At 34.3% G+C, this 11,576-nt stretch carries 12 protein-coding genes; 11 read left to right on the forward strand and 1 reads right to left on the reverse strand.

Features of this window, described 5'->3' with window-relative positions:
* Positions 1-387 precede the first annotated feature (387 nt).
* A complete protein-coding gene (gene ltrA / locus B5X53_RS18020) occupies positions 388-1,485 on the forward strand; it encodes a group II intron reverse transcriptase/maturase (RefSeq protein ID WP_232764107.1) in 1,098 nt (365 codons plus the stop codon).
* A gap of 821 nt (positions 1,486-2,306) precedes the next feature.
* The gene (locus B5X53_RS18025; protein ID WP_079714609.1) at positions 2,307-3,257 is read left to right on the forward strand and encodes a Fic family protein; all 951 of its coding nucleotides are present in this window, start codon (positions 2,307-2,309) and stop codon (positions 3,255-3,257) included.
* 1,106 nt (positions 3,258-4,363) lie between these two features.
* On the opposite strand, the gene B5X53_RS18035 is transcribed toward B5X53_RS18025, so the two are convergent.
* Positions 4,364-4,801 carry a hypothetical protein gene (locus B5X53_RS18035; RefSeq protein ID WP_079714611.1) on the reverse strand — a complete coding sequence of 146 codons (438 nt, stop codon included), beginning with the start codon at positions 4,799-4,801 and terminating at the stop codon, positions 4,364-4,366.
* Between the two features lie 258 nt (positions 4,802-5,059).
* Here B5X53_RS18035 and B5X53_RS18040 point away from each other — a divergent pair, with 258 nt between their 5' ends.
* The 9 genes from B5X53_RS18040 to B5X53_RS18085 all read left to right on the forward strand — a co-directional run bounded on the left by B5X53_RS18040 (position 5,060) and on the right by B5X53_RS18085 (position 11,142).
* Positions 5,060-5,815, forward strand: coding sequence for a hypothetical protein (locus B5X53_RS18040; protein WP_143533283.1), 756 nt, complete (start codon positions 5,060-5,062; stop codon positions 5,813-5,815).
* Positions 5,816-6,873: 1,058 nt separating this feature from the next.
* A complete protein-coding gene (locus tag B5X53_RS18050) occupies positions 6,874-7,167 on the forward strand; it encodes a type II toxin-antitoxin system HigB family toxin (RefSeq protein ID WP_079714637.1) in 294 nt (97 codons plus the stop codon).
* Between the two features lies 1 nt (position 7,168).
* Positions 7,169-7,525 carry a helix-turn-helix domain-containing protein gene (locus B5X53_RS18055; protein WP_079714613.1) on the forward strand — a complete coding sequence of 119 codons (357 nt, stop codon included), beginning with the start codon at positions 7,169-7,171 and terminating at the stop codon, positions 7,523-7,525.
* A gap of 293 nt (positions 7,526-7,818) precedes the next feature.
* Positions 7,819-8,637 (forward strand): hypothetical protein, encoded by an 819-nt coding sequence (locus B5X53_RS18060; RefSeq protein ID WP_143533284.1) that lies wholly within the window; start codon positions 7,819-7,821, stop codon positions 8,635-8,637.
* 237 nt (positions 8,638-8,874) lie between these two features.
* Positions 8,875-9,120, forward strand: coding sequence for an AbrB/MazE/SpoVT family DNA-binding domain-containing protein (locus B5X53_RS18065; protein ID WP_079714615.1), 246 nt, complete (start codon positions 8,875-8,877; stop codon positions 9,118-9,120).
* On the forward strand, positions 9,111-9,434 hold the full coding sequence (locus B5X53_RS18070; protein WP_079714616.1) for a type II toxin-antitoxin system PemK/MazF family toxin: 324 nt from the start codon (positions 9,111-9,113) through the stop codon (positions 9,432-9,434). Before B5X53_RS18065 ends, B5X53_RS18070 begins: the two co-directional genes overlap by 10 nt.
* A gap of 234 nt (positions 9,435-9,668) precedes the next feature.
* Positions 9,669-10,130 carry a N5-glutamine methyltransferase family protein gene (locus B5X53_RS18075; RefSeq protein ID WP_079714617.1) on the forward strand — a complete coding sequence of 154 codons (462 nt, stop codon included), beginning with the start codon at positions 9,669-9,671 and terminating at the stop codon, positions 10,128-10,130.
* Between the two features lie 499 nt (positions 10,131-10,629).
* Positions 10,630-10,884 carry a type II toxin-antitoxin system Phd/YefM family antitoxin gene (locus B5X53_RS18080; RefSeq protein WP_079714618.1) on the forward strand — a complete coding sequence of 85 codons (255 nt, stop codon included), beginning with the start codon at positions 10,630-10,632 and terminating at the stop codon, positions 10,882-10,884.
* The gene (locus B5X53_RS18085; RefSeq protein ID WP_079714619.1) at positions 10,885-11,142 is read left to right on the forward strand and encodes a Txe/YoeB family addiction module toxin; all 258 of its coding nucleotides are present in this window, start codon (positions 10,885-10,887) and stop codon (positions 11,140-11,142) included.
* The last annotated feature ends 434 nt before the right edge of the window (positions 11,143-11,576 follow it).

The following is an 11,576-nucleotide window of genomic DNA, read 5'->3' on the forward strand; positions in this document are numbered from 1 at the left end:
CGGCAGGCGTCATTCAGGTGGCATGACTTTTATTCGGGCTCATTTACGGAACTCGGGAACCTGTACAATAGTGTTAAGGGAAATGCACAATAGGATCAAACTAGAGGCAGAATACCGAAATATTGTCCAGGGACGGACTAACCCGTAGTAGTGATGAAGTTCCTGTAATGGGAATGGAGCGAAGGGGTTAGGTTATACAGTTTAATAACATTTACCAACTCAAATTATGAGGATGAGTTTATGGAATGAAACAAAATCAATACCGATAAGCCGCCAAATGGTTTGGACGGCTTATAAAAAGGTTAGAGCCAACAAAGGAAGTGCAGGTGTGGATTCTGTGAGCATGCAAGAATTTGATGCCAATAGATCCAGACACCTGTACAAACTTTGGAACCGTCTAGCATCGGGGAGTTATTTCCCTCCTCCAGTCAAAGAAGTGGAAATCCCCAAGAAGGATGGAAAGTCCGCCAACTTGGAATTCCCACCATCAGCGAAAGAGTAGGACAAATGGTTATTAAGGACTATTTAGAACCTCGTTTTGAAAAGATTTTTAGCTCTAACTCTTACGGTTACCGACCAAACAAGAGCGCCCATCAGGCACTCGAAACGGTACGGGAAAACTGTAGGAGACAGAACTGGGATATAGATCTTGACATCAAGGATTTCTTCAATACAATTGATCACCAAAAGTTGATGTTAGCAGTACGAAAACACGTCCCAGAAAACTGGGCGTGTCTTTATCTTGAACGGTGGCTCGAAGCACCAGTGCTTAAAACATCTGGGGAGTTACAGTCTAAGCAAGGCAAGGGAACACCACAAGGAGGGGTAGCAAGTCCCCTTCTGGCAAATTTATTCCTTCATTATGCTCTTGATAAATGGCTGGAACATACCGATGTGACAGTGAAATATGCCCGATATGCCGATGATTGCATATTGCACTGTCAAAGCAAAACCCACGCAGAACATATACTTGAAGCTGTGAACAAGAGGTTGGAATCCTGCGGCTTAGAATTACATCCGGACAAAACAAAAATTGTCTACTGTAAGGACGGACGCAGGAGAGAGGATTATCCAGTAGTGAAATTTGATTTTCTTGGATATTCTTTCCAGCCTCGGGCAACGAAATCCAGAAAGACAGGAAAGCTGTTTCTGGGTTATGACTGCGCCATAAGTATAAGTTCACGAAAACGTATTGCAGACAAATTGGAAGCGCTAAAATTTGAGAGAGTCAGCTTCAAAAGTATTATAGGAATAGCTTATTATTTAAACCCGATGATCCGGGGATGGGTGAATTACTATGGTCGCTTCCGAAGATCTGAACTCTCGAAGGTCTTTCGACTGTTGCGTATAAGGTTAATCAGGTGGGCAAGAAAACGGTATAAACGCTATAGAACAAGACTTAAACACGCCTACCAATGGTTGGATAGAGTAAGAAAACAGTTTCCTTACCTCTTTTACCACTGGAAGTTGGGCTTTTCTTGTTAAATTGGCTATGATTTGTATAACAGGAGCCGGATGATGCGGGAGTATCATGTCCGGATCTGTGAGAGACTTGGGGTGAAACTCCCCTTGTCTACTCGACGTGGGACCTTAGTCAGAATCAATAAAAATAATGTGAGAAATAAACTTTTAGCCTTAGTAATCTTAATGTACGTACTATCTCTTAATGCTGCAAAGAATCCTCTGACAATAGAGAAAACGGGGACCAACTTTCTTCCTCATCAGTCAGAATTCAAAATTTAAAGGCGCCAATAGGCATAAATGAGAATGCCAAAGTCGTAGCGAAATTAGTAAAAACCCAATTTTGAAGATAAAAATTCTAAGATCATCGTAATTGTTGAAACCGGCGCTAAAAATATACTTAAGTCTGACTTGTCCAACTAGGCTAAGCTGGCAATCTTTTAAATTTTGGTGATGACACAATTAATCGCAATTTTATTGAAGCAACTGACTTAAAGAGAACGGTAGTTTTTGGAAGAAATTTTGAAGAACCGGGAATTAAGAAAATAAGAGGATATGTAATGGAGTATTATGGATTCGAAATTTATCCTGGATATGATATAACTAATGATACCCTTAATTCTGACAAGGTCTCAAGAACATTTTTTGAAACAGAAATTAAAATAATTTCTGAATAAGACTGCTCACAACAAAGACATATAATTACAATGCTTATTTTAGTCATTAATCAGAAAAAACTTAGGTTTTTAGAGGGACTGACGTTGTACCCAATTTAAAAACAGCAGTTTTTCTTTCAATTGCTAAAAATTGAGTTTACTTTTGATAATATCAAATGATAGTATCAAATGAAACCACCATACGATATCACTTCTACTATCCTAAAATCCATTACTGCAATTTCAGAAAAAATTGGTGCTATTAATGCCAATTATCTTAATAAACCTTCTCCGAAACTTAGAAAAGAAAATAAGATTAAAACAATTCATTCCTCTTTGAAAATAGAAGGAAATAGCCTTACTGAAGAACAAATAACTGCGCTTCTAGAACATAAAAGAATAATTGGTCCTAAAAAGGATGTGAAAGAAGTTATCAATGCAATAGAAATTTATGAACATCTAGAAAATTACAATGCCTTTGATGAGAAATCATTTTTAAAATGTCATAAGCATTTAATGAAAAATCTAATCGAAGATGCCGGGAAATATAGAAATCAAGGTGTTGGTATAATGAAAGGTTCAGAAGTAGAACATTTTGCTCCGCCACACCAAAATGTTCCTTTTTTAATGAAAGATTTATTTGATTATTTGAAGAAATCAGAAGAAATAGAACTTATTAAAAGTTGTGTTTTTCATTATGAAATGGAATTCATTCATCCTTTTTTAGATGGGAATGGTAGAATGGGACGGCTGTGGCAAACCTTAATTTTAATGGAGAAATATCCAATTTTTGAATATATACCTTTTGAGACTTTAATAAGCAAAGACCAAGAAAAATACTACGCGGCCTTATCAAAAAGTGACAAAGCAGGGAATTCTACATCATTTATTGAATATATGCTCGATGTGATTGAAAAATCATTAAATGAGTTATTGGGTTTTAACCAACGCACATTTACAGAAAAAGATAGGCTTGAATATTTTGTTTCCTTAAATAAAAGAGAGTTTACAAGAAAAGATTATATGGATATATTCAAAGATATTTCGGGAGCAACTGCAAGTAGAGACCTTAAAAAAGGAGTAGAATTAAACTTATTCCAAAAAACAGGCGAGAAAAATAAAACAAAGTATAAATTATAACTGGGTACAATTACTAAGCGTTCGTATGGCCGGAACGGCCACACAGAATCTTAGTTATTAGGAATGGAAAATTCTAATTAAAACCTTTGCAACTCAAATTTTTTGGGAATTCAAATTTCTTGTATTTTTATAGAATTGAAGTCAATGTATCACAAAAAAGTTCAAAATTAATGATACCTAAAAGGTTACCTTGAAATTTTAAATTGCCGGAACTACTTCCAGACCTTAGATGCGCAAGTTAGGTTTGAATACTGGCAAGGTCACTCTTAAGATTACCAAATCTTATCAAAACCGCGCAAATCTTATGATTCGCGCGGTTTTTTAGGTTTTGAACTTTCATTTTATTTGATATTATTTAAATTGAAATGAGAACTAAAAGGTTACCTTAATTTTCATATGTAACCTAAATCAACATACCATTTTCAAACTTGGGAGATTTAGGATCTTCCCCTACATTTCGAATTAACTGTACTGTGTTTCTAAGCGTTTTTATAACTAAAAGATTTAAAGGTTTATAATTGATTTTAACTGATTTACTTATTGTAACCAGAGCGTTTTTCTTTTTTGACTTCTTTAATTCCGCTTTCTTTTTGTGGATTCTATATGATTTCATTTTTCTGTTATTCGATTTACTTCCCGTAGCGCCGTCCCCTGTTACCTTTTTTGATGCTTATACATTTTCAAGATTTAGAATTAGGGAGGACTTATAAAAAGGGAGCGTAGGGACCGGCTTTATGCAGTCCAGACTAACTTATAAATCTTGGTATTTGCATTACAATAAAAAGTAGTGGCAGTAAAGGCCGTGAATACTTCAAATTGGGAAATGGAGGAGTAGGGAAGGAGCAGGAAGAGGAATTAATTTAGTTATGAAATCCACTTAAGTCCGGTGTTTGTGAATGAAGCTCTTTAGCCTGGAGGTACGAAAGGCTAATGTGCTGAATGGGAAAATTAATGGTCTTATTATGAAGAAATTTAAGGCGTAATGGTATGAATAAGAAAACGGTATTAGAGATTAGTATGTTATCCTTTAGATCTAACTAAAGCCTTAAGAAGTGTAGCTCCATCTTCTAATATTATTCTATTTTAAAATTGATTTCTGAAAATATTTAATCCTCGGTAACTTCATACGTGTCGGATTCAAAATCGTACATAAAAGTAAATTCACCGGGAGAGTCGTGGCGGTAATAAAAATATGGCTGGGAATCCCAATTGACTTCAGTGAAGGTAATAGTTATAAAATCCACATTCTCTGCTGCTTCTACTTTAATACCCGCTTTTCTATATTCTTTGAATACCTGCGAAAAAGTTTCTCTTCCATTATTTGTACTTCCGGAAAAGGATATATATCTGGAAATTAAATTATTGTAGCCATCGGTTTTATAATATTCGAAACCAATATCATAATCAACCAAGGTATCTTTAAAAAAAATACGAGTTTCTACTAAAATGTCCTCGTGCGAGGTAAGTTCTGTGAATTCATCTTCTATTGTACAGGAAGAAAATATTAATAATAAACAAGTGATTAGACTGAGATGATTTTTCAATTTAATAGGGAGTTTTCCTTTAAAGACTAAAAATATGTAGTTTAGATGGTAAAAAAAACTTTGTTATTCAAAATCATTATAAAATCACATTTTTTAGTCGATTAATAATAAAAAAATATGAATATTAGCATTTTTACACTTTAGATATCACCTGTTAATATAATGCCCAAAAAGCTTCATTTTTTACTAATTATTTTTTTTTTAGCCTTCTTTAATTTTTCCGGTATTGCTCAAGAAAATGATTTTCAGCACGGCCTGATGAACGTTGGTATGGGTGGGGTCATTGGAGGAATTGGGGCAGTAATTAATAAAGCGCCTGACCAGACATTAGGAAAAACTTTACTTAAGGGGTTTGCTCAGGGAGCTATTGGTGGATATTTTGTTTTTGAAAGTAAAAGACTAGTTCGCAGATTTGCAAGGGAAAAGAAATACAACTATATCTGGCCCTCAAAACTTGTTAATGCAGCAGGTAATTCAATAATTGAAAACGCCGCTGCAAACAGGAATTTTTGGGAACGTATGCATTTGAATTTAGCATTTAATCGAATTGAAATTGATTTTAAAAATAGGTTTAAATTGAAGTATAGAATAATGCCATTCGCATTATCTCGAGCTGCATACCTATTCACCCAGGCAAGACTTGATGTAGATCGTAGTATGGTATTCGGCACCCTTGTATTTAGTCAACGAATACCGGAGATTTTAGGTGAAAAAGGATCTAACGGCAAAGCAATGCTAAGTTCCATTTTATTGAGAAGAGGAAGTGGTCAAAGAACGGAGGCCCATGAAATTATTCATACCTATCAGTTCGAAAATTTTTCTGGTATAAATACTATCTTTGATCGTCCCAGGTCCAGGTTAGAACAGGAAAGCAAATTCGTTAGAATTTATAATAAAATCTTTCATACAGATTTTAATGCTCTTTTTAGTCAGGGACTATATAGTTTAGAAACTGAAATTAAAGGTTATCGGGAAAACTCTTTTGAAAAAGAGGCTAGACATTTTTCTGAATAATTTAATTATTTGTTTCTCTTTGATGAAGAAAGTTATCTAAGCCTATTTATTATTTATAAACAAAAATTGAATATCAACTGTATTTGAGAACTTAAGTGGAAAACCAGAGCGGAAATGAAGCGTTTTCACCATTTGTGCGGAAAAAGTGAAATGGAAATTGGCGGTTTTTCACTTGTGTTAGGTGCTTGTGAATGAAGCTTTTTAGCCTGGAGGTACGAAAGGCTAATGTGCTGAATGGGGTAGTGGATTGTACAATTAAATCTAAAAATTATTTAATTCCTATATTTCTTCTTAATATATTGTTAAAAACTATGAGCGAATATGTTAACCCCGGCCCCTGATAATTTTTAAATTTGGAGTCCCTACAATTTTTTTTCTGAATAATTATTTTTCCGCTAGTTTACATATTATCAAACTCCATCAACTAAGTGGTGTGAATCTGAATAAAGATGAGTCTGCAGATTCAGGTTGTAATTGGGGAAGCTAAAACGCCAATAAGACCTTCTATAAGTTGGTTAGATGGCGCTCATGAAGTTCATAATTTTATGAAAATGCAGTGTCTCAATTATTTGTTCCAAACATTTTATCCTTTCATAGTGAGGGTAAAGAACTCTATTACGGTGCAGTGAGAACACCCCTGGCGTTTTGGTCTCTCTTGCATTTTTGAAGTTGCTAAAGATTATAAGTGGCTGAATTAAACTTTTGATCATTTTTTTGCTGTGGAGCACTTAAGTCGGGGGCAATGGCTAGTGGTCTAGGAACTAATTGCACTGCATCTCGCAGACTGGTGGGTTGTACATGTTCGATAAGCAGATGTATGCCAATCTATCCCAGGAGCACTTCATATGTGCTTCTATGTATAGGGTGTTGGACGATTTCCACCAAATAGTAGGTGCATATGGCGATGTGATCTGGATTCAAACGGTATTCTCGGTAGTATATAGTTAATCAGCAAAAAACTTAGGTTTTTAGACGGACTGACGTTGCCCTTAATGCGAAAAAGAATAAAAGTTATCATTTTGGTAACTTTATTGTATATTTGCAGCAAACTATTTAACGTGAAAATATTTTCGAGAGGGACAATACGAGATTTTTGGGAAAAGCACGGTGATTGCGAACTTCAGCTAAAAACGTGGTATCGTGAAACCGAGAAATCCAATTGGTCATCGATTAATGAACTTAAAAATGAATATCCGAGCGCAAGTATTTTAAAGTACAACCGGATTGTTTTCAACATTAAAGGAAACGATTATCGGTTGATTGTCAAATTTAATTTTGAGTATCAACTTGCGTGGATAAGGTTTATTGGGACGCACGTTGAATATGATAAGATAAATGCAAACGAAATTTAAGATGAAAATAAAACCAATTAGAAACGAAGCGGACTACCACAAAGCACTTGAGCGTTTGGAAGTTATTTTTGATGCAAAAAGAGGGACTGATGAAGGCGACGAATTAGAAATTTTAGCAATCATTATTGACAATTATGAAAATGAGAATTTTCCGATTGGAATGCCCGATCCAATTTCGGCAATCAATTTTAGAATGGAGCAAATGGGCTTAAAGCAAAAGGATCTGGTCGAGATGATCGGCTTCAAAAGTCGTGTCAGCGAAATAATGAATAAAAAGCGCAAACTGACTTTGGAAATGATTAGAAAACTGAACGCCAAGTTGCATATCCCAACCGAAGTTTTGATCCAGGATTATTGAGCAGCAGTATGGAAAGCACTAAGGGCAACAGTGTAAAAACAATGCTCAATTTGATCTCAAATCGTATTCACTGCACGCTTGCATTGCATATTATTGTGCGGACAATCAAGCTCGCCAGCTCCTGTATTTATAGGACGAGACGTTGTGCAAAATTCCCCACATGAAGAAACTCCATTAATTTCTTCGGCTAACGTCAAGAAAAAGAGGCAGAGAACCAGGGAAATTAATATAGATGGAAAATTTGTAACTCATTGAAAATCAATAACAAATTTGACGTTAGTCAGAATTAAATTATGAACAAATCATTTCTCTTACTACTACTGCTGCTGTTGATGATATCAACTAGTTGCCAAAAGTCTTTTCAAGGAAATGACAAAGTAAGAATATTAGATAACTTTAATGAGGTTTCTTCTTTAGAGGAACTAATTAACTTACCAGAATTCAAGAATAAGATTTTATACATCAATCTTTTCAGTTTTTATTGTAAACATTCAGTAGATGAATTCACCTATATCGAAGAGCTTCAAAGTAATTCTCACAAAAATTTAAAAGTTGGAGAAGATGTAGCTTTTATTCATCTTAGTACCCCAAAATGGGCTTTTGAAAGTTTCTGGAAGTCAAACGTGGAAGACTATGATCTTGCGGGTTATCACTTTTTGATGAATGAGAAATTTCTTAATAATTTTTGGTCCCATTTCCCGGAAGCACAAAAAGGGACTCCTTTTTTTATTCAAGTTACTATGGATAAGAAAATTTCCAAAACATTTCGTCCCAGTACAATGATTCAAAAGGCACCGTTAGATGCAGCGCTAAACGACTTTGTATTGCAGACATTTAAATTTGTAAGAGCCAACTTAGACTCTGTTCTATCAGGACATCCTGAAAAATATGATCTATTATTCAAATTCGATAAATCCTCTGAAGAAAAAATTTCCTTTTTTACCTATTCGAAGAATGATCCTGATAATTCAAATGAAGTTGATGTATGGAAGAATCTAAATGTTTTTGCTGAAAGGTCTTTTGATTCCATTCCAGATAAAGATGGCTTATCAGGATATTCATTTGCCATTCCGCTTAACGTGAAAACATTGGATTCCATTATTCCAGAATAAGTTCTTGAAAAAATAACTTTGCATAACATTATATCCTAAAAACAAAGATGCTTAATTCAGTCTCGAATCGAAACATCGCGCTCGCTTGCAACGCCTGATTATCCTGCGGACAATCAAGCTCGCCCGCTCGCACAGTTTTTAGACGGACTGAAGTTGGTATTAATACAAACAAATCCCAAATTTAATTTCATAATTCAACAGAAGGTAAGAACTTTGTATATACAAAAAAATAGATTTATGGAAACTTCAATTATTAAAATTGGAAACTCAAGAGGATTAAGGCTTAGTAAAACAATCTTGGAAAAATACCACATCAAAGACAAAGTAGAATTGATTTTGGAAAAAGGGCAAATCATTCTGCGACCTATAGAGTCACCGAGAAAAAACTGGGAAGAGAAATTCAAGGAAATGGCAGATAATAATGACGATGGACTTCTTATGAATGATGTTTTTGAGGATGAAAATTTCGATGAATGGAACTAAAACAATATTTCATCATTCTGGTAAATCTTGATCCAACTGTTGAAAGTGAGATTAAGAAAACGAGACCTTGTGTAATTATTTCGCCAAACGAAATGAACAAATTTTTGAAAACAATTGTGGTAGCCCCGCTGACAACAAACCTCAAAAAATATCCGACTAGAATTTCGATTAAATCAAATGATAAAAAAGGGATGATTGCAATAGACCAAATTCGGACAATTGATAAGCAAAGAATTATTAAAATCTTTGATTCTTTGAGCAAATCTGAAGTTAGAAAGTGCAAAGAAGTGCTAAAGGAAACGTTTGTAGACTAATAGTACTAATGCCAACGGCTAAAAACAATGCTAAAACCATTCTCGATTTGAAAGTTGGTGCTCGCCTGGATAGCGGATTGTCCTGTTCACAATCACGCACGCCAGCCCGCACTTTTTTATGGGGAACGTTAGTCAGAATCAAAAAAAATAATGTGAGAAATAAACTTTTACCCTTAGTAATCTTAATGTACATAGGATCAGTTATGATACGAGAAATCATCAGAATGAAAAATAATGGATTTGCTAATATTGGAATATCCCAATCCTGAAACCGAAACGCTGGTTAACTGGGTAAAAGAAAAATTCTCGAGACTGCAGCAGGAAAAAAATGCTAGGACCTTATCTTTACTGGACATAGGTACGGGCTGCGGGCTTTTGCCAATTACTTTAGGGAAGGAACTTCCAATAGAAACAACAGCTGTAGACCTTTCTGAAAGAGCTCTAGAGGTAGCTCAAGAAAATGCGAAGTTAAATAATGCTGAAGTAGACTTCATACAGGGAGATGTTCTTAAATGGACAAGTCTGCCCAAACAATTTGATATAATTGTTTCGAACCCGCCTTATATTCTTGAAAAATCAAGAAAAGATGTACCACGGAATTTTCTAGATTATGAACCACCGGTTGCACTATATGTTAAAGATGAAGACCCAATGCTGTTTAATCGCAAAATAGCAGAATTGGCAAAAGAAAGTTAGCTCCTAAAGGATTAGTATTTGTAGAAATCAATAAATATCTGGGACATGAAACTGCTGAAGTTTTTGATGAAAATGGATTCAGTAGTGAAATCAGGAAGGATATTTACGGAAATAACAGGACTGTAAAAGCTTTTCGAAAATGAAGGTGGGATCACCTCCTTATTGTAGTCGGTAAGTAACAATACACAATAATTGGTAAGTTTGAGTACAGAGTTTTTGGCAACAAGAGTACACAATTATTTAAAAGTACATTGTTCAATTTTCATTATTAAAAAAAGTTTTACTATTCTTTAACCCGTAGCTTTTTCCACTAAGATTAATGACAGAACCACTATAAACCTTAATTACCTTACAAATAGTAACCTCAATCCGAAAATGTTTATTTTAGTTGTTAATCAACAAGAAAACTTAGGCTTTTAAACGGACATTGCCCACAATAGAAAAAAATTGCGGAGATCCAAATTTGTACGTATATTTGTACTTTAAAAAATACAATATTATGCTGATAACAACAGTATCAGATTTTAGAAAAAATATTAAAACCTACTTAGACCGAGTTGTAAAAAACTTTGAGACTTTGATTATAAATCGTGGAAAAGATTCTGGAATTGTAGTTATGTCACTACAAGAATACAATTCTTTGATGGCTACAAATCACGAATTGTCATCTCGAAAGAATGAATTAAGGTTAGATTCTGCAATTGATAAACTGAAAAGCGGAACAACTTTCGACAAAGACTTAATCGAATATTAAATGAGGTATATATTCGTTGATGAGTCTTGGGAGGATTACTTGTTTTGGCAAAAAACAGACAAGAAAAAGTTAAAGAAAATTAATGAACTCTTGAAAGACATCGCTAGAAATCCTTATGACGGAATTGGAAAACCTGAACCTCTAAAGCATAAATATGCTGGGTTTTGGTCAAGACGAATTGATAGCGAACATAGACTAATATACCAATATAAAGAAGGAGAAATATTAGTTGCAAAATGCAGATTTCATTATGACTGAAATTCTAATAATAAATTCTCCATAATTGCTTTCTGTAAAGAGCAAATATGCTTGTTTTTGCTTTTTGCAGAAAGCATTTTGTTTTTTTTGCTTTGTGATAAAAGCAAAATCTGCAAATCGAGTGAGGGCTGTATTATAAAGCCGGAGTAGAGTCATTTTTCAAAAATTCAAATTATATCAAAATACCGTAAATACTATGTCTTACAGTGTTTTATGTTTTTTAGGGTTTAGTTTAAGAGACTTTTATTATATTATTTTTCTAACAAATCGTCAACATAATTTTATGATGTCAACATGTTGATGCTTTGATTATCAGTGTCTTAAAATTTTTCGATTTGCCTTTCGTTAACTGAAAATTAATTTAAAGACGCTAGCAATGCGTACTTTAAAAACATTTTCCAGCTTATTCTGGGTGTATTCTTCCAGGGTGAAAA

The organism is Salegentibacter salinarum (genome assembly GCF_900168115.1).
GTDB classification, from domain to species: domain Bacteria; phylum Bacteroidota; class Bacteroidia; order Flavobacteriales; family Flavobacteriaceae; genus Salegentibacter; species Salegentibacter salinarum.

Bases quoted from the DNA above. Each gene is read 5' to 3' on its own strand.
- B5X53_RS18025 (WP_079714609.1), top strand. From the start codon at position 2,307: ATGAAACCACCATACGATATCACTTCTACTATCCTAAAATCCATTACT.
- B5X53_RS18040 (WP_143533283.1), top strand. From the start codon at position 5,060: ATGAACGTTGGTATGGGTGGGGTCATTGGAGGAATTGGGGCAGTAATT.
- B5X53_RS18055 (WP_079714613.1), top strand. From the start codon at position 7,169: ATGAAAATAAAACCAATTAGAAACGAAGCGGACTACCACAAAGCACTT.
- B5X53_RS18060 (WP_143533284.1), top strand. From the start codon at position 7,819: ATGAACAAATCATTTCTCTTACTACTACTGCTGCTGTTGATGATATCA.
- B5X53_RS18065 (WP_079714615.1), top strand. From the start codon at position 8,875: ATGGAAACTTCAATTATTAAAATTGGAAACTCAAGAGGATTAAGGCTT.
- B5X53_RS18070 (WP_079714616.1), top strand. From the start codon at position 9,111: ATGGAACTAAAACAATATTTCATCATTCTGGTAAATCTTGATCCAACT.
- B5X53_RS18075 (WP_079714617.1), top strand. From the start codon at position 9,669: ATGGATTTGCTAATATTGGAATATCCCAATCCTGAAACCGAAACGCTG.
- B5X53_RS18080 (WP_079714618.1), top strand. From the start codon at position 10,630: ATGCTGATAACAACAGTATCAGATTTTAGAAAAAATATTAAAACCTAC.
- B5X53_RS18085 (WP_079714619.1), top strand. From the start codon at position 10,885: ATGAGGTATATATTCGTTGATGAGTCTTGGGAGGATTACTTGTTTTGG.